The sequence below is a fragment of the Rhodococcus koreensis genome, from assembly GCF_900105905.1.
Lineage (GTDB): Bacteria > Actinomycetota > Actinomycetes > Mycobacteriales > Mycobacteriaceae > Rhodococcus_F > Rhodococcus_F koreensis.
In genome coordinates, this window is the sequence record NZ_FNSV01000005.1 from 955,752 (window position 1) to 979,986 (window position 24,235).

General features: G+C 68.8%; 26 protein-coding genes and 1 pseudogene. 17 read left to right on the forward strand and 10 right to left on the reverse strand.

Translation table 11 applies throughout. The annotated features are described in order from the left end of the window. Positions 1 to 91 precede the first annotated feature (91 nt). Positions 92 to 704, reverse strand: a pseudogene (locus tag BLV94_RS47900) (transposase); the annotation flags it as partial. 258 nt (positions 705 to 962) lie between these two features. Here BLV94_RS47900 and BLV94_RS09090 point away from each other — a divergent pair. Next, positions 963 to 1,922, forward strand: a complete 960-nt coding sequence (locus BLV94_RS09090; protein ID WP_072941971.1) for a phospholipase D-like domain-containing protein — start codon at positions 963 to 965, stop codon at positions 1,920 to 1,922. A 140-nt stretch (positions 1,923 to 2,062) separates the two neighbouring features. On the opposite strand, the gene BLV94_RS09095 is transcribed toward BLV94_RS09090, so the two are convergent. Further along, positions 2,063 to 2,512 carry a hypothetical protein gene (locus BLV94_RS09095; RefSeq protein ID WP_072942435.1) on the reverse strand — a complete coding sequence of 150 codons (450 nt, stop codon included), beginning with the start codon at positions 2,510 to 2,512 and terminating at the stop codon, positions 2,063 to 2,065. A gap of 1,105 nt (positions 2,513 to 3,617) precedes the next feature. On the opposite strand from BLV94_RS09095, the gene BLV94_RS50815 reads away from it, so the two are divergent. The 3 genes from BLV94_RS50815 to nrdH all read left to right on the forward strand — a co-directional run bounded on the left by BLV94_RS50815 (position 3,618) and on the right by nrdH (position 4,684). Beyond that, positions 3,618 to 3,953: a hypothetical protein gene (locus BLV94_RS50815; RefSeq protein ID WP_244163568.1), complete on the forward strand. Its 336-nt coding sequence runs from the start codon at positions 3,618 to 3,620 to the stop codon at positions 3,951 to 3,953. A 35-nt stretch (positions 3,954 to 3,988) separates the two neighbouring features. Next, entirely contained in the window at positions 3,989 to 4,330 is a 342-nt protein-coding gene (locus BLV94_RS09110; RefSeq protein ID WP_072941977.1) for a YciI family protein, read from the forward strand. Positions 4,331 to 4,456: 126 nt separating this feature from the next. Then, positions 4,457 to 4,684: a glutaredoxin-like protein NrdH gene (gene nrdH, locus BLV94_RS09115; protein WP_072941979.1), complete on the forward strand. Its 228-nt coding sequence runs from the start codon at positions 4,457 to 4,459 to the stop codon at positions 4,682 to 4,684. Positions 4,685 to 4,702: 18 nt separating this feature from the next. Here nrdH and BLV94_RS09120 read toward each other — a convergent pair whose 3' ends face one another. After that, on the reverse strand, positions 4,703 to 5,248 hold the full coding sequence (locus BLV94_RS09120; RefSeq protein WP_072941981.1) for an Lrp/AsnC family transcriptional regulator: 546 nt from the start codon (positions 5,246 to 5,248) through the stop codon (positions 4,703 to 4,705). Positions 5,249 to 5,451: 203 nt separating this feature from the next. On the opposite strand from BLV94_RS09120, the gene BLV94_RS09125 reads away from it, so the two are divergent. The 4 genes from BLV94_RS09125 to BLV94_RS09140 all read left to right on the forward strand — a co-directional run bounded on the left by BLV94_RS09125 (position 5,452) and on the right by BLV94_RS09140 (position 9,537). After that, entirely contained in the window at positions 5,452 to 6,843 is a 1,392-nt protein-coding gene (locus BLV94_RS09125) for an NAD(P)/FAD-dependent oxidoreductase (protein ID WP_072942436.1), read from the forward strand. A gap of 136 nt (positions 6,844 to 6,979) precedes the next feature. After that, the gene (locus BLV94_RS09130) at positions 6,980 to 7,906 is read left to right on the forward strand and encodes a metal ABC transporter substrate-binding protein (protein WP_304363139.1); all 927 of its coding nucleotides are present in this window, start codon (positions 6,980 to 6,982) and stop codon (positions 7,904 to 7,906) included. Continuing rightward, positions 7,903 to 8,640, forward strand: a complete 738-nt coding sequence (locus BLV94_RS09135) for a metal ABC transporter ATP-binding protein (RefSeq protein WP_072941984.1) — start codon at positions 7,903 to 7,905, stop codon at positions 8,638 to 8,640. Before BLV94_RS09130 ends, BLV94_RS09135 begins: the two co-directional genes overlap by 4 nt. Before the next feature lie 6 nt (positions 8,641 to 8,646). Continuing rightward, a complete protein-coding gene (locus BLV94_RS09140) occupies positions 8,647 to 9,537 on the forward strand; it encodes a metal ABC transporter permease (protein ID WP_072941986.1) in 891 nt (296 codons plus the stop codon). A gap of 3 nt (positions 9,538 to 9,540) precedes the next feature. On the opposite strand, the gene BLV94_RS09145 is transcribed toward BLV94_RS09140, so the two are convergent. Both BLV94_RS09145 and BLV94_RS09150 read right to left on the reverse strand, forming a co-directional pair. Then, positions 9,541 to 10,431: a universal stress protein gene (locus BLV94_RS09145; RefSeq protein WP_072941988.1), complete on the reverse strand. Its 891-nt coding sequence runs from the start codon at positions 10,429 to 10,431 to the stop codon at positions 9,541 to 9,543. After that, positions 10,428 to 12,251, reverse strand: a complete 1,824-nt coding sequence (locus tag BLV94_RS09150) for an amino acid permease (protein ID WP_072941990.1) — start codon at positions 12,249 to 12,251, stop codon at positions 10,428 to 10,430. The genes BLV94_RS09145 and BLV94_RS09150 overlap by 4 nt, the downstream gene beginning before the upstream one ends. 254 nt (positions 12,252 to 12,505) lie before the next feature. On the opposite strand from BLV94_RS09150, the gene BLV94_RS09155 reads away from it, so the two are divergent. Further along, positions 12,506 to 12,982 (forward strand): hypothetical protein, encoded by a 477-nt coding sequence (locus tag BLV94_RS09155; RefSeq protein WP_072941992.1) that lies wholly within the window; start codon positions 12,506 to 12,508, stop codon positions 12,980 to 12,982. Positions 12,983 to 12,991: 9 nt separating this feature from the next. Here the strand turns inward: BLV94_RS09155 and BLV94_RS09160 are convergent, their stop codons facing one another. The 3 genes from BLV94_RS09160 to BLV94_RS09170 all read right to left on the reverse strand — a co-directional run bounded on the left by BLV94_RS09160 (position 12,992) and on the right by BLV94_RS09170 (position 15,279). Beyond that, positions 12,992 to 14,203, reverse strand: a complete 1,212-nt coding sequence (locus tag BLV94_RS09160; protein WP_072941994.1) for an RNA polymerase sigma factor — start codon at positions 14,201 to 14,203, stop codon at positions 12,992 to 12,994. 1 nt (position 14,204) lies between these two features. Beyond that, on the reverse strand, positions 14,205 to 14,567 hold the full coding sequence (locus tag BLV94_RS09165) for a YciI family protein (RefSeq protein WP_072941996.1): 363 nt from the start codon (positions 14,565 to 14,567) through the stop codon (positions 14,205 to 14,207). A gap of 157 nt (positions 14,568 to 14,724) precedes the next feature. Continuing rightward, entirely contained in the window at positions 14,725 to 15,279 is a 555-nt protein-coding gene (locus BLV94_RS09170; RefSeq protein ID WP_072942439.1) for a helix-turn-helix domain-containing protein, read from the reverse strand. An 83-nt stretch (positions 15,280 to 15,362) separates the two neighbouring features. Here BLV94_RS09170 and BLV94_RS09175 point away from each other — a divergent pair, with 83 nt between their 5' ends. From BLV94_RS09175 to BLV94_RS09195, 5 genes are all read left to right on the forward strand, one after another. Then, positions 15,363 to 16,037: an AzlC family ABC transporter permease gene (locus tag BLV94_RS09175; protein WP_072941998.1), complete on the forward strand. Its 675-nt coding sequence runs from the start codon at positions 15,363 to 15,365 to the stop codon at positions 16,035 to 16,037. Then, on the forward strand, positions 16,034 to 16,357 hold the full coding sequence (locus BLV94_RS09180) for an AzlD domain-containing protein (protein WP_072942000.1): 324 nt from the start codon (positions 16,034 to 16,036) through the stop codon (positions 16,355 to 16,357). Before BLV94_RS09175 ends, BLV94_RS09180 begins: the two co-directional genes overlap by 4 nt. Positions 16,358 to 16,374: 17 nt before the next feature. Further along, positions 16,375 to 17,199: an MBL fold metallo-hydrolase gene (locus BLV94_RS09185; protein WP_072942002.1), complete on the forward strand. Its 825-nt coding sequence runs from the start codon at positions 16,375 to 16,377 to the stop codon at positions 17,197 to 17,199. Positions 17,200 to 17,328: 129 nt separating this feature from the next. Next, entirely contained in the window at positions 17,329 to 17,502 is a 174-nt protein-coding gene (locus BLV94_RS09190) for an adenylate cyclase (protein ID WP_072942004.1), read from the forward strand. Positions 17,503 to 17,686: 184 nt separating this feature from the next. Beyond that, positions 17,687 to 19,081: an NAD(P)/FAD-dependent oxidoreductase gene (locus tag BLV94_RS09195; RefSeq protein WP_072942006.1), complete on the forward strand. Its 1,395-nt coding sequence runs from the start codon at positions 17,687 to 17,689 to the stop codon at positions 19,079 to 19,081. 78 nt (positions 19,082 to 19,159) lie between these two features. On the opposite strand, the gene BLV94_RS09200 is transcribed toward BLV94_RS09195, so the two are convergent. Both BLV94_RS09200 and BLV94_RS09205 read right to left on the reverse strand, forming a co-directional pair. Continuing rightward, a complete protein-coding gene (locus BLV94_RS09200; RefSeq protein ID WP_072942441.1) occupies positions 19,160 to 19,621 on the reverse strand; it encodes a PaaI family thioesterase in 462 nt (153 codons plus the stop codon). A gap of 250 nt (positions 19,622 to 19,871) precedes the next feature. After that, on the reverse strand, positions 19,872 to 20,645 hold the full coding sequence (locus BLV94_RS09205) for a hypothetical protein (protein WP_072942007.1): 774 nt from the start codon (positions 20,643 to 20,645) through the stop codon (positions 19,872 to 19,874). A gap of 184 nt (positions 20,646 to 20,829) precedes the next feature. Between BLV94_RS09205 and BLV94_RS09210 the strand changes: the two genes are divergently transcribed. From BLV94_RS09210 to BLV94_RS09220, 3 genes are read left to right on the forward strand one after another with little or no spacing between them, the layout of a single operon-like run. After that, positions 20,830 to 22,299 carry a FecCD family ABC transporter permease gene (locus tag BLV94_RS09210; RefSeq protein ID WP_083395544.1) on the forward strand — a complete coding sequence of 490 codons (1,470 nt, stop codon included), beginning with the start codon at positions 20,830 to 20,832 and terminating at the stop codon, positions 22,297 to 22,299. Then, a complete protein-coding gene (locus BLV94_RS09215) occupies positions 22,296 to 23,402 on the forward strand; it encodes a FecCD family ABC transporter permease (RefSeq protein ID WP_072942009.1) in 1,107 nt (368 codons plus the stop codon). Before BLV94_RS09210 ends, BLV94_RS09215 begins: the two co-directional genes overlap by 4 nt. Continuing rightward, positions 23,399 to 24,232, forward strand: a complete 834-nt coding sequence (locus BLV94_RS09220) for an ABC transporter ATP-binding protein (protein WP_072942010.1) — start codon at positions 23,399 to 23,401, stop codon at positions 24,230 to 24,232. The genes BLV94_RS09215 and BLV94_RS09220 overlap by 4 nt, the downstream gene beginning before the upstream one ends. Positions 24,233 to 24,235: the final 3 nt, after the last annotated feature.

The window sequence follows — 24,235 nt, forward strand, 5'->3', positions numbered from 1 at the left end:
GCCGCCACCGTCAGCATGCGCCCCATCCGGGCGGCGGCCCCGGACCTCACGCCGCGGACAGAATCGTGTCGCCCGAGAGCCGGTTAACCGATCGCGGATTGTTGCTCCAGATCTGTTTCCAGATCTGCATGGGAAATGCGGTGAACGCCAACAGGTCCGATCGCGCGGCATCGAGGTGGTCGGCAACCTTCGGCAGCTTCTCGGCAGTGCGTTGATGATCCGATCATGTTGAGCATGAACGGAATCGGCGTCGAGTTGGTCGTAGACCGAGTGCAGCAGTGTCTTCACCCTCCCCCCGCAAGCGGGCGGTACCCCCACGGCCACGACGCCTTCTCCGGTCACCGCCATGAGGTTCGTCGAGCATGCGTTCGGCACCTCTGCCACGAGGCACCGGGCAGGGTCGCGCCGATCGCCGCCACCTGCCCGGCGTGGGCGTCGGAGGTCACCAACCCGACCCCGGACAGGCCGCGTGCCACGAGCGGGCGGAAGAACGCCAGCCAGCCGGCACCGTCCTCGGACGAGGTCACATCCACACCGAGTATCTCCCGGTAGCCCTCGGCGTTGACGCCGACCGCGACCAGGGTGTGCATGTTGACCACCCGCCCGTTCTCGTGAACCTCGAGGGCGGGGGCGTCGGCGGCAACGAACATGTATGGGCCGGCGTCGAGCGGCCGGCTACGAAACGCCTCGACTTGTGCATCGAGGCGCTGGGGACATGCGGAGGCGCGACGGGCGACACCCGGGTGATCACGTCGAACGTATACGAGCTCAAACGTCGGCATCATCTACAGCCCAGTCCCACACGCTCTATGTCACTCCTCGAGCGAATTCCGAGATCCCGACCCGCGCCGCGCCCCGTCTCCGCCGAAGAACTACGGGAGCCTCGGACCTTGTGAGGGAGGAAGGCCGCCGACACTGCTGCAAAGACGCTAACCGTGATCATCCCGCTACTCTTTCCGGGTATGGGGACCACCTTCCACGGGCCGAGCCCTTGGCCGCACATCACCCGCGCCATCCGCACGCGCGGACCTCGGCACGCCGCGATCGCCTACCTCGGCCAGGACGCCCCCACCCTGCTGCCGCTGCGCGCCGGAGACGTCCTCGTCGTGAACGCCTCGCGGGCCGCGGTGCGCGCCCACGCCACCTCCCCGGCCGCGCTCGCGCACTACGTGGCCGCCGGGGTGCGGGTGCTGTCGTCGCCTAACCTGCACACAGGCGTGATCGCCACCGGTAGGTGGGCTGTCATCGGCTCCGCAGGCGCCTCCCACAGCTCCACGATCTCGGATGAGGCCGTGGTCATCACCGATGATCCCGAGATCGTGGCCGCCGTCCGGACATTCATCAACGGTATCGACGAGATCACCGAGGTCGACCAGCTGTTCCTCGACAACGCCACCGCCATCTGGCAGATCGGCCGGGCCGTACCCCTGCCCGGGATCGGCGGCCGCAACCGCGCCGAACCCGACTTCCTCCCCACCCCGGTAACCCGGATGTTCCTGTGGCACATCACCCACTACCAGCCCGGCGCCGCGGAACAACACGAGCGCGCAGCCCACACCAGCCTCCACAGTACGTCCGCGGGTCCGGCGGCGAAATACCAGCTCGAATGGTTCCGCATCGACACCCCCGCCGGCCGCGGCCGCGGCCGGCTCCAGCGTGGCGACGTCCTGCTCCAGGTCACAGCCGACAACGAATGGCTCTACCCGCCCGCGGTCGTGGACTCCGACCCGATCGCGATCCCCCACACCCGCACAGCGGTGGCACACCACCTGCGTACCCGGATCGACCTGGAGCCGATCGCGGTGACCGACGCGGAAGTACTGCTCGCCGACCTCGGGCACCCGGGCCCCCGGCTGCGCACCGACCACCGCATCGTTTCCGCCAGCCTGCGGGCCGCGCTGCTTCGACTCTGGAACCTGTGAGCCGATCCGCACGATTCCCGGCTCGACCCCGTGCGTACGACATGACCGGCGACGCGGTGTGTGCGGCCGCCGACCCGGGTGGAGTGGGCGACGTCGTCGGTCCAGGTGCAGTCCCTGTGAACCGAGTCAGACCGCCCGAATCACGCCGCCGCCGGTCGTTCCTTCGGCACCAGTAACGCCACCAGCGCGACGATCAGGCCACCACCGGCGAGATACAACCCCCAGCGATCGGTGAACACGGTGTCGGAGTTGTCCCGGAGGTAGTCGCCGACACGGTCATTGAGCCGCCACCCGAACACCGCGAGGGTGCCGATCCCTACGATCACCCCCACCCACTCGGCCGCACATGAACCCACCCACGCGGCGACCAGCAGCAAGGCCGCAGCCCCCAACAGCAACACCGTCATCGACCGGTAGAAGGTCACGGCCTGATTCTCGATCTGCTCGACGGTGATTCCGGCAGGGAAGCCGTCGCGCAGATCGATCACCGCGACGTCGCCCGGGGAAATGCCGCCGACCACGGGAAGAAAGGCACCGATCGCGACTGCAATGGCGCACGCGAACAGGACCACATGGACGAAGCTGCGCATCGGCATTCTCCTGGATATCGGGCGGATGATATGGCGTGGGTTCGGTTACTCGTCCGGCACCGGGGGCGGGGAAGCGGCCCGAAGCTGACCGAGCGACAACGACACCGTGGTCGCGCGGACCCCACCGAGCCGGGACCGTGCCACCCCACACGCCTCGAAGGCAGTCGACATCCCCAGGCGGCCACGGCGCCGACTCGACCGGTGTCAACCCACACCGCCCACAGCGGTCCGACAGCCGTCCGATGACACCGTCGAGCGCGGCACTCTGCGCACACTCCGCATCAGGACCCGCGGCGACACCAACTCAACGGTGCCCCGACCCTGCTCCTCGGCCAGGTCCGCCAACACGGCCAGCGACAGTGACACCGCAAAGTCCTCCTCGAAGTGGGCGGCCCGAGTCCGAACCCCTGCCACTATCGCGCATCACCGTGCCTCACGCCGAACACCCCGGACCGACGGAGCGTCACATCGATCTCGCTGCCCGCACAACATGGATGGACCGGGCGTTGAATCGACGGTCGATCGATCACTACTCAGGTCCACTGGAGAAAATGACCATCAAGCCCAGCCACGTCAGCGCAGTAGCCTCTGTCGTCGACGTCGAGGCCGCCGTTACCTGGTACACGAGTTTCTTCGACCGACCTGCCGACCGTCACACCGGACTCGCCGAATGGCAGCTCACCGGTGACGCGGCCCCGCCGGCCGGTACTCGATCCGTACGGCGCCGGCCACCAGGCGGTCACTCCGCACGCAAACGGCATGCACGACGTCCCCGCCGAACCCGAGCACCACGACATCACCCCGCAGCCGGAAGATCGAACAAAGCACCAAATACGCTGTTGGGTATGACTTTTCGATTACAGAATCCACCGATTCCGAGACAACGACAGTCGGGGCGGCGGAGAGTACCTGAAACAGTGAGGCCCACGCTCGACGGTGACGTGCTCGCTGCACTGGGCGCCGCATCCGAGGCGAGGTTCACGACCGGCCAGTTGCACCGGGTGCTGCACCGCCATTCGAAAGAGGGGATTACAGAAGGTGCTGCAACGATTGAGCAAGCAGGGCACGGTATGCCGCCGTGTTCGGGTCGGCGGCAAACGGAACGATGACGATCGACAGTGACATCGACCTCTTCCTGGTCCGGCCGGATCACGCCTCGGATGAGCAGTGGGATGAGCAGGTGGCGGAACTGATGGCCGAGGTCACCAGATGGACCGAGCCGAACAGCTCTTCCACCTGGCCGAGACCGGTCGCGACGTCGCCGACGAACCTGGACGGTGTCGATGATGCGGTCACGACATTCTGGGTGCACGCGGGCATCGCAGCATCGGATGTCATCCACTGCGCCCGACCGCCGAACCGTCACCGTGGCAGATTATCGAACTTGCGTTCGACTGAAATCGCTTGTCGGCGTGGTCCCCTAATGTCGTGTCTATCCTGAGTCCGCCATTCCGACGCGAAGAAGGAGTCGACCCGATGACGAAGTACCTGATCTCGTTCCCGAGTGGTGCCATGGTCATTCCCGACGGGGATCTGCAGGCAGTGTCCGATGCGTCGCACGCGGTGGTTCAAGAGGCGAAGGACGCCGGCGTCTGGGTGTTCGGCGGTGGCATCGACGAAAGTGTTCCACCGGTCATGGTCGACGGGGACGGAACGGTGACCGCGGGCACGTACCCGCAGACGACTCAGCTCGAAGGCGGCTACGCGGTACTGGAACTGCCGTCCCGTGAGGCGGCACTGGAATGGGCCGCGAAGCTCGCAGTTGCCTGCCGGTGCGCGCAGGAGGTGCGCGCGTTCGGGTACGACCCCGCCAGCTGACCGGTCTCGACCTCGCTGGGAATCGCCCACGAGGCTCCGCCGTCGCCGCTCGCCGGGCGAACCGGGACCGGAACGCATATGCTTCCGGTCCCCCGCCGGCACACACCAGACAGAGCGGAGCGCACGATGACCATCACGATCTACGCCAAACCGGCCTGCGTGCAATGCACCGCCACTTACCGCGCCCTGGACAAGGAAGGCCTCGACTACACGGTCGTCGACATCACCCGCAACCTCGACGCCCACGACTACGTGCGGGCTCTCGGTTACCTGCAGGCGCCCGTCGTCGTGGCCGGTGACGACCATTGGGCCGGTTTCCGGCCCGACCGCATCAAGGCCCTCACCGCGGCCTGACCGAGGCGCGCCCACCCCTCAGCGGCCTGAAGATTGCTCGACCTGAGGCGCCCGGAGCCGCGGGCGCACATGTTCGAAGATCAGGATGGTCTCGGTCGAGGCGACCGCAGGGTGCGCGCTGAGGTGGTCGAGGACGAAACGCCTCAACTCCTCACTGCTGCCGGTGGCGACGTGGATGAGGTAGTCGTCGGCGCCCGCGATGAAGTACACGTTCAGCACGTCCTCGAGGGTGGCGAGTTGCTCGGCGAGCTGCCCGAGGTGCTGTCTTGCATTGGCCTGCACGCGAACTGCGATCATCGCCTGCAGATCCCTGCCGAGGGTGGCGGGGTCAATGTCGGCGTGGAAGCCGCGGATCACTCCACAGTCGATCAGGGAGCGCACCCGACCCAGGCAGGTCGACGGGGCGATGCCCGCGAGCGCGGCGAGGGCGTTGTTGGGCGTACGGGCGTCCCGCGAGAGTTGATCGAGGAGGATCCTGTCGATGTCGTCGATCGGCGCCCCCGCTCGAACATCATTCGATCGCGGGCCTTCGGCATACGGCGTGCCCGGAACATTCTTCTTCATCGGCCCAGTCTAGAGAATTTTCTTCTTTCACCTTGGATTCGGTGCGCCGATTGTTCACCATTGGTGCCTGTCAGCCGAATTTTCCGGCAGACCTTCACGAACCACAAGCACCGCCCGCACCACCGTCCCACTCCCCTGGTCCACGGCTGCAAATGCCCCGACACCGAGATCGTCGCTTCCCAGCGTGATCGGAAAGGCTCATGATGAGCAACCCCCAGTCCCCGCCCGCACGCCACCGCGTCGTGGTGATCGGATCTGGCTTCGGTGGGTTGTTCGCGATCAAGGCCCTCCGCCGCGCGGACGTGGACGTCACGGTGATCGACCGCACCACCCACCACCTGTTCCAGCCTCTCCTGTATCAGGTGGCGACCGGTATCCTCTCCGAGGGCGAGATCGCCCCGTCGACGCGAATGATCCTCAAGGACCAAGCGAACGCCGCCGTCCGTCTCGGTGAGGTCACCGGCATCGACCTGACCGAACGCACGGTGACGTCCGAACACCTCGGGCAGGCCACCGTCACCGGGTACGACAGCCTCATCGTGTCCGCCGGGGCGCAGCAGTCGTACTTCGGCAACGACCACTTCGCCGAACACGCCCCGGGGATGAAGTCCATCGACGACGCCCTCGAACTCCGCGGCCGCATCCTCGGCGCGTTCGAGCAGGCGGAAGTGACCGCCGACCCGCAGGAGCGGGCACGCCTGCTCACGTTCGTGGTGGTCGGTGCCGGGCCCACCGGCGTCGAGATGGCCGGTCAGATCGCCGAACTCGCCCACCGAACCCTCGTCGGGGCCTACACCAACTTCGACCCCCGCGACGCGCGGATCATCCTGCTCGACGCGGCCTCCGCGGTACTGCCGCCATTCGGTGACAACCTGGGTTCGGAGGCGGCGGAAACCCTCGAAAAGCTCGGTGTCGAGGTGCGAATGGGTGCGTCGGTGACCGACGTCGACGCCGGCGGACTGACCGTCCGGGATGCGGAGGGCACCGAGCACCGCATCGCGTCCGTCTGCAAGGTCTGGTCCGCGGGGGTGGCGGCGAGCCCACTCGGCGCGCAGCTCGCCGCCCAGTCGGGTGCCGCCCTCGACCGCGCCGGCCGCGTCGCCGTCGACGAAGACCTCACCCTGCCGGGCCATCCCGACGTGTTCGTCGTCGGCGACATGATGTCGCGTGATCGCCTGCCCGGCGTCGCCCAGGTCGCGATTCAAGGGGGCCGCTACGCCGCGAAGCGGATCGCCGCCGAGGTCGCCGCGGCGGCCAAGGGACGCCCGGCGCCGGAACGGCCACCGTTTCGATACCGCGACAAGGGCTCGATGGCCACCATTTCCCGGTTCAACGCGGTCGCCCAGATCGGCGGCGTCGAGCTGACCGGCTTCCTTGCGTGGATCATGTGGCTGGCCGTGCACGTGGTCTACGTCGTCGGGTTCCGGAGCCGTGTCGCCACCCTGTTGTCGTGGGCCTGGACCTTCCTCGGCACCTGGCGCGGGCAACTGACCAACACGCATCAGCAGATCACCGCCCGCAATGCGATCGCGCAGCTGCACAGCCTCGAGCGTCGTATGGAGGATGCGGACGCCCCTGTCGCGCAGGCGAGCTGACGGTCGCATCCGCCGTGGGCGCGCAGTCGTGAACGACGCGATCTCGCCCCGCCCGGCACGCAGCTCGAAGATCCGCACTTGCGGTTTCGGCGAGCCGAACATTATGATTCGCCACGTGAAAATAACGTCCTTCAAGGTGGGTGCGCGACGACGGCCGGCGACCGCTGCCGCGGTACTGACAGCGCTGGCCGCGACGCTGATGCTGTCCGGGTGCGGCAAGGGCGACGGGCCCGCCGACGACAAACCGGTGGTGCTGACCACGTTCACCGTGCTCGCCGACATCGCCGCGAATGTCGGCGGCGAGAACCTGACCGTCGAGTCGATCACCAAGGCGGGCGCGGAAATTCACGGATACGAGCCCACCCCGGGCGATATCAAGAAGGCCGCGCAGGCCGACCTGATCCTCGACAACGGCATGAACCTGGAGGCCTGGTTCGGCCAGTTCGTCGACGGGGTGGACGTCGAGCACGTAGTCGTCAGTGAGGGCGTCGAACCGATCGCCATCGGTGAAGATGCGTATGCGGGCAAACCGAATCCGCATGCCTGGATGTCACCGCTGAACGTGCAGATCTACGTCGACAACATGGTCGCCGCGTTCAGCGAACTCGATTCCGCTCATGCCGCCGACTACCGCTCCAACGGCGACGCGTACAAGGCGCAGTTGCAGGCCGTGCAGGACGAGTTGGTCGCCGAACTGGGCGCACTGCCGGTCAACGAACGGGCGCTGGTCACGTGCGAGGGAGCGTTCTCGTACCTGGCCCGCGACGCGGGGCTGACGGAGAAGTACATCTGGCCGGTCAATGCCGAGCAGCAGGCCACTCCCCAGCAGATCGCGTCGACGATCGAGTTCGTGAAGCAGAACCGGGTTCCGGCGGTGTTCTGCGAGTCCACGGTGTCGGATGCGCCGATGCAACGGGTCGTCGAAGCGTCCGGCGCCGCGTTCGGTGGCACCCTGTACGTCGACTCGCTGTCCGAGGCGGACGGGCCCGTGCCGACGTATCTCGATCTGATCCGGCACGACGCCGACACCCTCACCTCCGCACTGAACGGGCAGCGGTCGTGACCGCGCAGCCGGCCGTCGAGGTCGAGGACGTCACCGTCCACTACGGCGACGTCCTCGCGCTCGACCGGGTCTCCCTCGCCCTTCGCCCCGGACGCGTCTGCGGACTCGTCGGCATGAACGGCTCAGGAAAGTCCACCCTGTTCAAGACGATCATGGGCACGGTCAAACCCGATACCGGCGTGGTCCGCATCAACGGCGCGGCGCCGGCCGCGGCGCGCAAGGCCGGGGTGCTGGGGTACGTCCCGCAGAGCGAGGACGTCGACTGGACGTTCCCGCTCTCGGTGCGGGACGTGGTGATGACCGGCCGGTACGGGCGCATGGGACCGACCCGGAGGCCCGGAAAGGCCGACCGCGAGGCCGTCGATCACGCTCTCGAACGCGTCGAACTCACGGACCTGGCGGACCGGCAAATCGGGCAACTGTCCGGCGGCCAGAAGAAGCGCACGTTCGTCGCCCGGGGAATCGCGCAGGGCGCCACCATCCTTCTCCTCGACGAACCGTTCGCCGGGGTCGACAAACGCTCCGAGGCCACCATCACCGCGCTGCTGCGTGAACTCGCCGACGCGGGCGCGGCGATCCTGGTCTCCACCCACGACCTGCATGCGCTACCCGATCTGGCCGACGAGGCGATCCTGCTGCTGCGCACGGTGCTGATGCACGGCGACCCGGCGGTCGTGCTGCAACCGGAGAATCTGGCGGCCGCGTTCGGCCTCGACGTGATGACAAGGACCTGAGAATCAATGGACGTCATCGATTTCTTCGTCGACCCCCTGCGCTACGACTTCATGGTCCGCGCGCTGATCACCACCCTGATCGCGGCGGTGGTGTGTGCGGTGCTGTCGTGCTGGCTGGTGCTGATCGGCTGGTCGCTGATGGGTGATGCGGTCTCGCACGCCGTCCTGCCCGGCGTGGTCCTGGCCTACATCGTCGGCGCCCCGTTCGCGATCGGCGCGGTGATCTTCGGATTCCTGGCCGTGGCACTGATCGGATTGGTCCGCGACACCAGCCGGGTGAAGGAGGACGCCGCGATCGGCATCGTGTTCTCCACACTGTTCGCCCTCGGACTGGTGCTGGTCTCGGTCACCCCCAGCCAGACCGATCTGAACCACATCATCTTCGGCAACCTGCTGGGCGTCAGCCGGTCCGACCTGGTCCAGATCGCGATCCTCGGGGCGTTCGTGTTCATCGCACTGATCGTCAAGCGCCGCGACTTCACGCTGTACGCCTTCGATCCCACCCATGCGCACGCCATCGGCCTGAACCCGCGGCTGCTCGGGGCGGCGCTGCTGGGGCTGCTGGCCCTGACGGCGGTGGTGGCTCTGCAGGCCGTCGGCGTCATCCTGGTCGTGGCCATGCTGATCATTCCCGGGGCGACGGCGTACCTGCTGACCGACAGTTTCCATCGGATGCTGATCATCGCCCCGGCGGTCTCGGCATCCTGCGCCGTCATCGGCCTGTACCTGAGCTATCACCTCGACACCGCCAGCGGCGGCATGGTGGTGCTGTCCCAGGGCGCGGCCTTCGCTCTGGTCTATCTGCTTGCGCCGCGGCAGGGCGTGATCGGTCGCCGTATCACCGCGTCCCGGCGTCGCCGGGCATCCACGTCCGCGGCGGTGGTGGCCGACCGCTGACGGTTATGCCGCCGGTGCGTGTCTCGGCACGATCATCACGGGCACGGGAGCGTGCCGCAGAATTTTCGAGGCGGCCGAGCCGAGGAACACGTGCGCGGCGGGTCCGGCGGCTCCCGACCCCAGCACCAGCATGTCGTCGGGTTCCCAGGACACGGCCTCGACCGCCGCGCGCCAGTCGGTGCCGCTGCCGATCTCCACGTCCACGTCGGGAACCGGGATGCGGGCGCGAACCGCGTCGAGTTGCCGGGCGATATCGTCGGTTGTCCGGCGCGTCCACTGCCGGACGACGAGATCCTCGGTCGATTGCTCGATCGCGCCACCGAACCTGGACACCGGCCGCACCGTGAACGACACGATCCGCAATGTCGCCGGCCACCGTGCGGCCATCTCGGCGGTGGCGGCGATGAGGCCGTTGACGTCGGCTTCGCCGCCGTAGGCGGCGGTGAGCCTGCGGATCGGTCCGGGCGCCGGTGGGTAGCCGCGCGGCGCGATCGCGACGGGCACTGCCGCGGTGTGCACGAGCCGTTCGGTGACGCTGCCCAGCGCCACCCGGCCCAGCAGACCGGACGACGACGACCCGACGACGACGAGGGTGGCGTCGTGGGCGGCGACGAGTTCGATCAGCCCGGTGGGAATCGAGGTCGATCGGTGGACGACGGTGGGGATGTCCAGGTCGCCCGGCAGACCGCCGACCACCCCGTCGAGTGCCCGTGACGCCTCCGCGGTGACGTAGCGCAGGTATTCGCGGTCGATGGGGTCGTCCTTCCCCGGCCACGGCTGTTCCACGATCGCCGCGGCGACGACCGTCTCCCCGGTCCAGCGCGCTATCCGTGCCGCCAGGTGCAGCGGCGCGGTCCCCTGACGGCTCGAGCTGAATCCGGCGATGATCGTCATCGAGCGGATTTCCCTGCGCCGATCGGATTGACCACCACGTGTGTCACCGGCACATCGTGCTCGGCGCGGGCGCGGTCCACGACGTCGAACCGGTGCCACACCGACTCTTCGGGTGGCAGCGTGGAGATGACGATCTGATCCGGATGGAACGACTCGACGCCGGCGGCCAGTGCGCGCAGCGGCCGGTAGTCCCCCACCTCGCCGTCCGCGTCGAGGTCCTCCGAGCGCAGCGTCGTCAGCGTGTCGTCGAGTCGCTGCCGGGCGACTTCCCGGGTGGCTTCCGCGACGTCGAGCGGGCCGTGGGTGGCGGCGGTTCCGGTTTCGATCGGGCTGGCCGGCACGACCACGAAGTAGGTGGCATCCCGATCCGCGTCGATGCGACGGAGCTCGTCGAGCATTTCCTTGGACTGGACGGTCTGGTTGGCCAGCACCAGCACGCGGTGAGGCCGGGTGGTCGCGGCGGCCCCCTCGACGGCGGGCCGCCGGCGCACGAACCAGGTGTTCGCGAGGAACAGCACGATGACGACCGCCCACGACAGCAGGCTCAGCACCAGTTGCGACCGCACATCGTCTTGCAGATACATCTGCACCAGGATCGCCACGATCGCGGCCGCGGTGATGATCGACACCACCGGGAACAGCCACATCTTGACCCGCAACTCCGAGTCCGGGGTGCGGTACCGCAGCACGATCTGCGAGACGGCGATGAGCAGGTAGACGAACAGGATGACCGCACCGCTGGAGTTCAGCAGGAAGGCGAAGACGGTGTCCGGTGACACTGCCGCGGCGATGACGCACAGAAAACCGATGACCGAGGACGCGAGTATCGCGATAGCGGGCACCCCTCGACGCGTCACCCTGACCAGCTGCGCAGGCGCCTCCCGGCGCGCAGCGAGGACGAACAGCATGCGGGAGGCGGTGTACATGCCCGAGTTGAGACAGCTCAACACGGCCGTCAACACCACGGCGTTCATGATGTGGTCGGCGTACGGGATCCCCATTTCGGTGAACGCGGCGACGAAGGGGGACGCGGCCGCATCCTCGTCGTTCCACGGCAGGATCGTCGCCAGCAGGAACGTGGAGCCGACGAAGAACACCGCGATCCGCACGATCACCGAGTTCGCGGCCTTGGTCACCGCCCGCTCCGGATCCGCCGACTCCGCGGCCGCGATCGTCGCGATCTCGGCGCCGACCATGGAGAAGATCACCGTGACCACGCCGACGGTGACGGCCATGGCGCCGAAGGGAAGGAACCCGCCGTGGCTCCACAGGTTGGAGAAGTCGAGTGCCTTGTTCGGCCACACGCCGAGCACGAACAATGCGCCCAGCGCGATGAACACCACTATCGCGGCGACCTTGATGCCGGCGAACCAGAATTCGAACTCGCCGAACGACGACACGGAGAACAAGTTCGTCGCCGTCATCAGGATCATCAGAACAAGCGCGGACAGCCACAGCGGGATGTCGATCCAGTACTGGATGATCGTCGCGCCGGCGATGGCCTCGAAGCCGACGACAATCACCCAGAAGTACCAGTACAACCAGCCGACGGAGAAACCGGCCCAGTTACCCAGCGCGGCGCGCGAATAGTCGGCGAACGACCCGGTCGACGGATTGGCCACCGCCATCTCGGCCAGCATCCGCATGACCATGATGATCAGGACCCCGGCAAGAGCGTAGGTGATGAAGGCTCCCGGCCCGGTGTCGCCGATGACGACGCCCGAGCCGACGAACAGGCCTGCGCCGATCACGCCGCCGATAGCAATCATCGTCAGCTGCCGCTGGCTCAGCGCCTTCTTCAGTGCGGGTGTTCCGCTCATGTCATCCCTCCGATGCTTCACGCGCCGGCGTGCTCGCTCCTGGCGAGACCGACTGTCGGAGTCCGAAGGGTGGTTCGGCTGGGCGACGTCGAGGGGGCTTCGGCCGCAGGGCCTCGAAATTCAATCGTAGGCCGCGGCACCGGTCCGGCGAGCGGGATTCGATGTCCGTCCCTTCGCGCCGTTTACCGGCCTCCGCGGCGGGTATCAATACGGTGACGTCCGGAGTGAGACCGCCGAGAACGAAGGTTCCGCTGATGACACTCGTGCCCCGGGTCGCGGTCGCGCTGCTCGCCGCAGGCCCCCTCGCCCTGTTCCTGGCCGCGCCCGCCGCCGCGGACCCGCCGGACGTGACCCTGGCCGCCGCGGTGGCCGGGAGCACCGTCACGACGACGCTCACCAACGACACCGGTGCGGACATCGTGTGCGGACTCGGCGGACTGCGGGCGGCGGACGACATCGTGAACCCCGAGTCCGTGGCGGTGTTTCACCGATCGAACGTGGTGATCGGGCCGGGACCGCGGGAGTTCGTGTTCGAGGCGGTACCCGACGGCGACTATCTGATCCACTGGATCTGCAGCGAGAACGCCGGTCCCGGTGACGAGGTGTGGGGTTCGGCGCCGCTTCCGGAGGCCGCGTACGCGAAGCCTGCGACGGCCGAACCGCTCCCCGTCACCGTGCGAACGCAGACGTGTTTCGGATCGTTGTGCCTGCCGCCGGGGCTTGGTCTCTGAGCGCGCACGTCATCCGATCGAATCGCGCTGTGTCCGAAGGAATTCCCGCTCGGCCGCGTTCTCGGTGCGGTCGTGTGCCGCGTCGTAGGCGCGGGCGGCCTCGACGGGGCGCCCGAGGCGGCGGAGAAGGTCGGCCCGCACCGCGTGGTACAGGTGATAGTCGTCGAGGTCGAGCTGGTCGACGAGCGCCAGCCCCTCCGCCGGACCCCGTACCTCCGCCACGGCGACGGCCCGGTTCAACGCCACCACCGGGCTCGGCGCCAGCGACATCAGCTGGTCGTACAGCTGCAGGATCTGCCACCAGTCGGTGTCGGCGGCCGTCTCGGCGTCGCTGTGGACGGCGTTGATCGCGGCCTGGATCTGATACGGGCCCGGTTTGTTGCGTCGCAGGCAGTCCCGCACCAGAGACTGTCCCTCGGTGACGAGGTCGCGATCCCACCGACTGCGGTCCTGGTCGGGCAGGAGCACGAGTCGTCCGTCGGCGTCGGTGCGGGCGGCGCGCCGCGATTCGATCAGCAGCATCAACGCGAGCAGCCCGGTGACCTCCGGTTCGCCGGGCATCAGGGCAGCCAGGACCCGGCCGAGACGGAGGGCCTCGGCGCACAGATCCGCCCGTGTCAGCCGGTCCCCCGAACTCGCCGTGTACCCCTCGTTGAATATCAGGTAGACGACGGCCAGGACGGTGCGGAGACGGTCCGGGAGATCGGTCTCGTCCGGCACCCGGTACGGGATCCGGGCGTCCCGGATCTTCCCCTTGGCCCGGACGAGGCGCTGCGCCATGGTCGGCTCGGGCACCAGGAAGGCGCGGGCGATCTCCGCGGTGCCGAGTCCGCCGAGGAGGCGCAGGGTCAGTGCGACCTGGGCGGTGGGTGCCAGCGCCGGGTGGCAGCAGGTGAAGATCAGGCGTAGCCGGTCGTCGTGCACGGCGCCCTCCTCCGTCGGTTCGTCGCGGGCGAGCAGCAGCGCGGCCTGCGCGTGCCGGTCGTGCCGGGACGCCTCGCGCCGGAGTCGGTCGATCGTGCGGTGCCGGGCGGTGGTGATGATCCACCCGGCGGGGCTCGGTGGCAGCCCGGCCGACGGCCAGCGCTGCACCGCCTCGGCGAAGGCGTCCTGGACGGCATCTTCGGCGAGGTCGATGTCGCCGAACACGCCGACCAGGACGGAGACCGCGCGACCGTGTTCGGTGCGGAACACGTGTTCGATGTCGGCGGTGCCGATCACGTCAGTGGCTTCCGGCCCCGGCGTGGTGGGCGAACGGCCGGACCTCGATGGGCAGCGTCGTCGCCCGGGTGAGCTTGCGACCCCACCCGAGCGCGGCGTCCAGGTCGGGGGCCTCGACGATGGTGAATCCGCCGAGATGCTCCTTGCCTTCGGTGTAGGGGCCGTCGGTGACGAGCACGTCGCCGCCGCGGGCCCGCAGCACGGTCGCGGTCGTCGGGGCGCACAGTCCCCCGCTGAACACCCACGCGCCTGCGGACACCATCTCCTCGTTGAGGGCGTCGAGGTCGTCGGCGATCTTCGCGAGGACGTCGGGTTCGGGAGCGGGACCGTCGGGCTGGTACACGCTCAACAGGTACTGGGTCATGTCGGGTTCCTCCTCGGATCGGACGGTCGGCTCCTCGGGATGTGCTGTGGCCGGCCTTCACCTCCTATACGAACGCCGGCCCCCCGAATCGACACTGTGCACGAAAAACACTGTGCACGAGGAAACACCGTGCGCGACGAAGTTGCCCCGGGTGCCGTCAGTTGTGCTCGGACACCAGCACGGCGCGGGTCCCCGGCTCCAGCGCCTCGAACACGTGTGCGACATCGCCCGGGTAGGCGATGTAGTCACCGGGCCCGAGCTCGACGGGGGCGCTCGCGAGGCCGACGAGTGCGCGCCCGGCGCTGAGGATGACGTGCTCGACCACGCCGGGCATGTGCGGTTCGGATTCGCGGGCCGGTCCCGGTTCGACGGCGAGGCGGTAGAGGTCCCGGCGCGCGGACGGCGGGCAGGACGCGACGAGGGTGGCGCGGTAGTCGGCCCGGTCGGAGGTCAGTTCCGGTCCCTCGTCGGCCCGGATGACCTGGACGCGCGGGCGGGGCGGATCGAGGAGTTGCGACATCGGCACATCCAGCGCCACACACAGGGCCCACAGGGTTTCGACGCTCGGGTTCCCGCCTCCCGATTCCAGTTGGGACAGAGTGGATTTCGCAACCCCGGCACGGCGAGCGACCTCGGTCAGGGACATGCCCGACCGTTCGCGCTCGCGGCGCAGCGAGGGGCCGATGTATCCCAGCGGGGATTGCCCGTCCATGGTTCCCTTCCCGAGGCTGTTCATTATTTCGGTCGGCTCGTTCGACTTGACGAACAATACGTCACCTGTTCAGTATATAAGTCATGCGTTCGATGAAGCGAACACTCGGCTCGCGGGATCTCCGGAACATCGCGCTCGTGTGCCTGGCCGACGGACTGGTCGGCATGTCGTACGGCGCGATCGCGGTCGGCTCGGGGCTCGGCGCATGGCTGCCCGTCGCATTGTCGGTGCTGGTCCTCGCCGGTTCCGCGGAGTTCCTGTTCGTCGGCATCGTCGCGGCCGGCGGCAGCCCGATCGCGGCGACGATCGCCGGACTGCTGGTGAACGCGCGGCACCTGCCGTTCGGTCTGGCGGTCGGTGACGTGCTCGGGCGGGGGCTCCGGCGCGTCGCGGGCAGTCACCTGATGAACGACGAGTCGGTGGTGTTCGCGCTCGGGGAGACGGACCCGGACCGCAGGCGCGCCGCGTACTGGGCGTGCGGTGTGGGGATCGCGGTGTGCTGGCCGCTCGGGGCGCTGCTCGGCGCGCTGGCGGGCAACGCGATCGGCGACCCGGCCGCGCTCGGTCTGGACGCGATGTTCCCGGCGGTGCTGCTGGCCCTGGTGCTGCCGGCGCTGCGCGATCGGGACGTGCGGGTGCCTGCGCTGATCGGTTCCGTCGTCGCCCTGGCGGCCACGCCGGTCCTGCCCGCCGGGCTTCCGGTGCTCGCGGCGCTGGTGGGTCTGCTCGCGGGTGTGCGGCGGACGGTGCTGCGGTGACCGGGCACCTCGTGTTGATCGGGTCGGTCGGGGTGCTCGCGGCGGGCACGTTCGCGTTCCGGTTCGCCGGGCCGGTGCTGCGGCCGCGGATCGCGACCCGGCCCTGGGTGGAGCGGACCATGGCGTCGGCCGCCGTGGTCCTGCTCACCGCCCTGGTGGGCACGGCGGCGCTCACCGAGGGCCACGACCTCGCCGGAGTGGCGCGTCCCACCGGGGTCGTCGTCGCGGGCCTACTCGCCTGGCGGAAGGCGCCTTTCGTCGTCATCGTGCTGTCCGCTGCCGCCGCGGCCGCCGGATTGCGGCTCCTCGGCGTGCCGTGAGGATGCATCATCGAGGGGTGTTATTTCATCTCTGTGCCACGTGCGGCGTCGAACAGGACCCGAACACCCCGCTCCCCGACGAGTGCGCGATCTGCGCCGACGAACGCCAGTACATTCCGCTCGGCGGGCAGGAGTGGACCACCGTCGAGGCGCTGGCAGGCGCGGGATACCGCGCCGTCGAACACGAAGTCGAGCCGGGACTGCACGGCCTGTACGTGGACCCGAAGACCGCGATCGGTCAGCAGTCCCTGGTGATCAGCACCCCCGCCGGGTCGCTGCTGTGGGATCCGATCGGATTCGTCGACGCCGCGGCCGTCGACGCCGTCGCCGCGCACGGCCCGGTCATCGCCGTCGCGGGCAGTCACCCGCACATGTTCGGTGTCCAGACGCAGTGGTCGACGGCGCTCGGTGAGGTGCCCATCCTGGTGGCGGAGGCGGACCGCTCCTGGCTGGCGCGTTCCGACGGGCCGATCGTGTTCTGGTCCGGCACCCACGAGGTGGCGCCGGGGCTGACCCTGCACCAGATCGGCGGGCACTTCCCGGGCAGCGCCGTCGCGCACTGGCGCGGCGGCGGCGACGGCCGGGGTGTGCTGCTCACCGGCGACGGCGTGTTCCCCAACCCGGACCGCCGCACCGTGTCGTTCCTGCGGTCGTACCCCAACCGGCTGCCGCTGTCCGCGGCGGTGGTGCGGCGCATCGCGGACCAGTTGTCGCACCTGGAGTTCGACCGCATCATCGGCAACTTCGACAACGTCATCGACCACGACGGCCGGGAGGCGCTCGAGTATTCGGCGACCCGGCACTGCGCCTGGGTGACCGGGGAGTTCGATCACCTCACGTGACGGTCGCGGAACCGGCCACGGCGCCGGGCGGCGCCTTCGAGGGGGCACTGTAATCGTTCTTCCCCGCCGACGCGGCGATAGCGGCTACCCTCCGCAGTAGCGTGAGCAGCGACTGAGGAGGTAGGTCTGATGGACTTGACAGCAATTGGTGTCGGTTTCGGCTACGTGGTCGTAGTCCTCACCATTCTTGTCGTCGTGGTCGGGGTGACGGCCCTGTTCGTGTTCTCGATCAAATCGGATTTCATCCCCCCGGACTCCACCGGAACTCCCTCGGGCAGGAAGCGGATCGGCCGGGCGGAATAGCCGCGTCGAGCACCGGAAGGCGGGCAGTCCCTCACGGAGGGGCTGCCCGCCTTCGTACGTGGCGGGGGCGGCGGGTCTTCTGGATCGATTCCGGCCGCGGGCGCAGGGAAGCACGCCTTACTGAGACGCTCGAGGACAAGGCGACTACCGTGACAGGAGTCGCCTATTTTTCGAGGAGCACGGAATGAGTATCCAGTCGGTTGAGTCACGCCGCCATCGCGTCGTGGTCATTGGATCCGGCTTCGGTGGGTTGTTCGGCACACAGGCGCTGAAGAATGCCGACGTCGACATCACCATGATCGCGCGCACCACTCACCACCTGTTCCAGCCGTTGCTGTACCAGGTGGCGACCGGCATTCTCTCCGTCGGCGACATCGCCCCCGCCACCCGGCTCGTGCTGCGGAAGCAGAAGAACACGCAGGTGCTGCTCGGCGATGTCGAGAAGATCGATCTCGAGGCGAAGACGATCACCTCCCGGTTCCTGGACCGGACCACCGTCACCCCGTACGACAGCCTGATCGTCGCCGCCGGCGCGGGACAGTCGTACTTCGGCAACGATCACTTCTCCGAGTTCGCGCCCGGCATGAAGACGATCGACGACGCACTGGAGTTGCGCGGCCGGATTCTCGGCGCGTTCGAGCAGGCCGAGTTGTCGAGCGATCCCGCCGAGCGGGCCCGGCTGCTGACGTTCGTCGTCGTCGGCGCAGGCCCGACCGGTGTCGAGCTCGCCGGCCAGATCGCGGAACTGTCGCGGCGCACCCTGTCGGGGGCGTTCCGCAACATCGACCCCCGCGAGGCCCGGGTGATCCTGCTGGACGGCGCGGACGACGTCCTGCCCGTCTACGGCGGCAAGCTGAGCCGCAAGGCCCGCCAGCAGCTGGAGAAACTCGGAATCGAGATCCAGCTCGGCGCGATGGTCGTCGACGTCGACGTGGACGGCCTCGTCGTCAAGGACAAGGACGGCACGCAGCGCCGGATCGAGTCGCAGTGCAAGGTGTGGTCGGCCGGTGTGCAGGCGAGCCCGCTGGGCAAGCAGATCGCGGACCAGTCCGACGCCGAGATCGACCGCGCCGGACGCGTCCTGGTCAACCCGGACCTGTCGGTGCCCGGGCACCCGGACGTGTTCGTGATCGGCGACATGATGTCGCTGGACAAGCTGCCGGGTCTGGCGCAGGTCGCGATGCAGGGCGGCAAGTACGCGGCCAAGCAGATCAAGGCGGGGCTGAGCGGGCAGACGCCGGCGGACCGGCCGCCGTTCAAGTACTTCGACAAGGGCAGCATGGCCACCATCTCGCGGTTCAGCGCGGTGGCGAAGGTCGGCAAGCTCGAGATCAGCGGATTCATCGGCTGGGTGGCGTGGCTGGCGATCCACCTGATGTACCTGGTCGGGTTCCGCAGCCGGCTGTCGACGGTGCTGTCGTGGACGGTGACGTTCCTCGGTCGCGGACGCGCGCAGATGGCGTCCACCGAGCAGTGGGTGTTCGCCCGCAACGCGATGGAGCAGTTGGAGCGGCACGAACGGGAGAAGGAGACCGCGGAGAAGTCGTCCGGCGGCGAGCAGCGCAAGGCCGCCGGGTGACACGGTCATCCACCTGAGCTGACCACGGCGGAGGGGACGGACCATCGGGTCCGTCCCCTCCGCCGTGTCCGGGGTGTGTCAGTTGCCGAGGCGTCCGGTGTCGGTGATGTTCGCGAGCCGGACCTGCCCCTTGGAGACCAGCCGATCCTGTTCGTCGGTGATCCGGACCTCCCACAACTGCTGGGTGCGGCCGCGGTGGACGGGGCTGGCCTCGGCGGTCAGCGTTCCCTCCCGCGTCGCGCGGAGGAAGTCGGTGTTGTTGTTGACGCCGACGACGTGGCCGCGGCCGCCGAGCCAGACCGTGCCCGCCGTGCTGGCGACCGATTCGATGACAGAGCAGTACACGCCGCCGTGCTGGATTCCGGCCGGTTGCTGCAGGTCGGTGGTGACCGTCCACTGCGCGCGCACGCGGTCGGGGCCGAGTTCGAGGTATTCGAGTCCGATGAGGGCGTCGAATCCCTTGCCCAGTTGATCGGCCAGCGCGGCGGTGTCGCCGTGCCCGTCGCCGTTCGATGCCTGCTGCTGCCCGGAATCCACCATCGCACTCTCCATCGGATCGCTGTGCGCTCTCGCGGCGCACCCGCACTCCTGCCTACACGACGGGACGGGCGGCGGGGGAAGCAGGTGGGGCAAACGGATCGGCGGGCCTCACGCTTGTTCAGCGTGAGGCCCGCCGTGGGATGGACCTGGGAGTCACTGCAGCCCTCAGGACTCCTGCGCGGTCCGGTAGTTCGGTTCTCGGCGCCGGCGTTTCCGCTCGACGTCTGCAATGAGTATAGGCAAGGCTTCCCTAATTAAGCAAGCGCTTCCGCGCCTGACCCAACCGACCGCAGTGCGGGCGCGTGATCCGGCCCTTCGAGCGAACCGGTACGCCGGCAGCCACGAAGGCGTCCAGGATGCCCTGACCGCGGCGCTGCGCGGCAGCCTCACCGCCACACGCGAGGATCGGCACGTACGTCGCGGCGCCGAGCACCGACTCCCCCACGAGCCCCCAGAATCGGGACGCATCGATCGGCGTCAGCCGGGCGATCGCGTCGAACACCGCGTGCAGCGACGTGAGACTGCGATGCACCGTCCAGAGCAGCAGTGCCCGCTCGCACGGCACGGTGACCGTCCGGGGCGCGCCGGCGTAGGGGTCGTCCGGCAGCACGCGCATGGTGTCGTCGGCGACGCCCGCCCAGTCGATTCCCTCGTCACTGTCCATGTGGATCCACAGGTTCTCGAGCCCCGGGTCCCAGGCCCGCCCCTCCAGCACGACGAGGGCCGTGACACGCCCGACCACCGCGTGGATCAGCGCGGTGGCCACCTGCATCGCGGCGACGTCCGGGTCGGGGACGTCCTCGAGCGAACGCGCCCACATCCGGGGCACCCGGTCGCCGTCGAGGTCGCCGGCGAGCGACCACCACCTGCGTTTACCCTCGTCTGCCATCGTCGCGACCGCGTACATGCGCGGATACTCGGCGTTCAGCGCGCGAAGTCGTGTGCAGGACACGTCCAGTGCGGTCGCGGGGGCGGACAGGGTCGAAGTCACCGTGCACTCCAATCGGTCGGGATGAAACTCCACCAAACATAGGTGAGCCTAACCAAATATCAAGACTTGACATCATGTGATGTGGGGCACCCCCGCGAACCGTGGCACCCGGGACGCCCCGCCGGATGTGGCATCGGGGATAGGGTTCCGTAACCTAAGTAGTTGAATCAGTGCAGATCCCGTGCACAGGCACACACGTCAGGAGCTTCCCCCGCCAGTGACGACGACGAGACAGTTCGGCAGCGACATCCCGCACCTGCCGACCGACGAGCCCTACGGAAAGCGCGACGTTCCGCGCGGTCCCGCCCCGCTGTACCTCCGGGCACTCGCGGGACTGCTCGACATCGGGATAGTGGCCATCCCGCTCGTTCTCGGGTGGTACATCGTCGACTCCCTCCGCGACGACAACGGCGGCGGGGAGGCCGACCGGGTCGTGTTCGGCGGCGCCGCCGTCGCGATCGCGCTGGGACTCGCCCTGTGGAACCGCGGATTCCGCGAAGGCAACACCGGGCAGAGTTCGGGCAAGGGCTGGGTCGGCCTCGTCACCCGCGACACCCACACCGGCGACGCGATCGGCCCGAAACGGTCGCTGCAACGGGCGTTCCGGCGCACCGGCACCGAGGTCGTCCGGGAAAGCACCGCCACCGACGAGGGATTCGCCGTCCGCGAGAGGGACGTCAGCGTCGCCGCGATCCGCCGGCGCCGGCTGATCGGTCTGGGCGTCCTCGTGATCCTGCTCGGACTGGTCCTGCTCGCCAGCGTCGCGGTCGGGGCGCGGCCGCTGTCGTTCGCGGAGATCTTCCACGCACTGTTCGATCCGGACGGCTCGCAGACCGACATCATCGTGCGGACGCTCCGCGGCCCGCGCACCGTGCTCGGCCTCGTCGTCGGAATGGCGCTCGGTGTCGCGGGCGCCCTCATCCAGGGGCACACCCGCAACCCGCTCGCCGACGCCGGACTCCTCGGCCTCAACGCCGGCGCCGCGTTCCTCGTCGTGCTGTCGATGTACCTGTTCGGGTTCAGCGCCCCCAGCGAATACCTGTGGTTCGCGTTCGCCGGATCCTTCGCGGCGAGCGTGATCGTGTTCGGGCTCTCGTCGATCGGCAACGGGGCGGCGAGCCCGCTGAGTCTGGCGCTGGCCGGCGCCGCCGTCGCGTTCTTCCTGCAGGCGATGACCAACGCGATCATCGTCGTCGACCAGTCCAGCCTCGACTCCTACCGGTTCTGGGTGGTCGGGTCGGTGGCCGGCCGCGGCTTCGACGTGCTGTGGCAGGTGCTGCCGTTCCTGGTCCTCGGGCTGATCCTCGCCCTCGTCAGCACGCCGGGCCTGAACGTCCTCAGCCTCGGCGAGGACGTGGCCCGGTCGCTGGGCACCAACATCGCGGCCAGCCGTGCGCTCGGCATCGTCGCGATCACCCTCCTCACCGGTGCGGCCACCGCGGCGTGCGGTCCGATCGCGTTCATCGGCCTCGTTGTCCCCCACGTCGCGCGGGCCATCACCGGCCCCGACTACCGGTGGCTGGTCCCCTACGCCGGGCTCCTCGGCGGCGTGATGCTCGTGACCGCCGACGTCATCGGACGGGTCGTGGTCCGGCCCGGTGAGTTACAGGTGGGAATCGTGCTCGCCGTGTTCGGGGCACCGTTCTTCATCGCGTTGGTTCGGCGCAGAAAGTTGGCAAGCCTGTGAGCACTCGAGACGACGTGCGCCCCGACCTCGGCGCCGCGCCCGCGGCCCGGGTGCCGGCCCGCCCCGCGTTCCGCCTCGGACCGATCTCCCTGGTCCTGCGCCCCCTCGGCATCGCCGTCAACGTCGCGCTGCTGGCGGCCCTGTTCCTGGTGCTGTGCCTCAACATCGGCCGCGGCGACTACCCGCTGTCGATCCCCGAGGTCACGCGGGTGCTGTTCGGCGGCGGCACGAAGGCCCAGAACTTCATCGTCATGGACCTCCGCCTGCCGCGGTCGCTGACCGGGGTGTTCATCGGCATGGCCCTCGGCCTGGCAGGCGCCATCACCCAGTCGATCGCCCGCAACGCCCTCGCCAGCCCCGACATCCTCGGCATCACGTCCGGTGCCAGCGCCGCCGCGGTCGCGCTGATCGTCCTCGGCGGCGGCGGCAGCTTCGTCGGCATCCTCGCCACCCTGGGGATCCCGCTGGCCGCCCTGCTCGGCGGACTCCTCACCGCCCTGGTCATCTATCTGCTCGCGTGGCGCGGCGGGGTGGAGGGATACCGGCTGATCCTGATCGGCATCGGTGTCAACGCCATGCTCATCGCGGTCACCGGGTGGCTGCTGATCTCGGCGGACATCAACGACGCCTCGCGGGCCCAGGTGTGGCTCAACGGGTCCCTCAACGGCGCCTCCTGGAGTCAGGTGTGGCCCGTCACGATCGCCGTCGTCCTCGTCGGCGGCTACGCGGTGATCTCCTCGTTCACGATGGGCGCGCTGCGTCTCGGCGACGACAACGCCGTGTCACTGGGGGTGCGGCTGCAGTGGTCGCAGGCCCGGCTGCTGCTCATGTCCGTCGCCCTCGCCGGCATCGCCACCGCCGCGGCAGGCCCGGTCGGGTTCGTCGCGCTCGCCGCGCCGCAGGTGGCGCTGCGGCTGGTGCGGTCCGCCGGTCCGCCGCTCATCGCGTCGGCGCTGACCGGCGCCGTGCTCGTGGTGGGCAGCGACGTCGTCGCCCGCACCATCCTGCCCGTCGAACTGCCCGTGGGTATCGTCACCTCGGCACTCGGTGGCCCATTCCTGCTCTATCTGCTGGTTCGCAACAATCGGAAGGTCTCGGCATGACCGTGCAGACTGACTCTCGACTGATCGCCGACAACCTGAGCCTCGGGTACGGCGACCGGGTCATCGTCGACCACCTGAACCTCGAGGTGCGGACCGGGGTGATCACCACCGTGATCGGGCCGAACGGCTGCGGCAAGTCCACGCTGTTGCGCGCGCTGGGGCGACTCTTGAAGCCGCGCAACGGTTCGGTGCTGCTGGACGGCAAGGCCATCGGGTCGATGCGCACCAAGGACGTCGCCCGCACCCTCGGCATGCTCCCGCAGGCGCCGGTGGCCCCCGAGGGCCTCACCGTCGCCGACCTGGTGGCCCGCGGCAGGCACCCGCACCAGTCGTGGCTGCGGCAGTGGTCCTCCGACGACGAGTGCGAGGTCGCCGAGGCGCTCGCCCTGACCGGGGTGTCCGACCTCGCGGACCGCCCCGTCGACCAGCTGTCCGGTGGTCAGCGTCAGCGGGCGTGGATCTCGATGGCCCTCGCGCAGGGAACCGACATCCTGCTGCTCGACGAGCCCACCACCTACCTGGACCTGGCGCATTCCGTCGAGGTCCTCGACCTGGTCGACCGGATGCACGAGGAACTGGGCCGCACGGTGGTGATGGTGCTGCACGACCTCAACCTCGCGATCCGCTACAGCGACCAGCTGATCGTCATGCGGGACGGCACCATCGTCGCGTCCGGCGCGCCGAAGGACATCATCTCCGCCGAACTGCTGCTCGAGGTGTTCGGCCTGGAGGCCGCGGTCATCGCCGACCCGGTGTCCGACCGCCCGCTGGTGGTGCCGATCGGCACCCGCCACGTGTACGGCGCGATCGGCGGACCGAACGCGAAGTAGCGG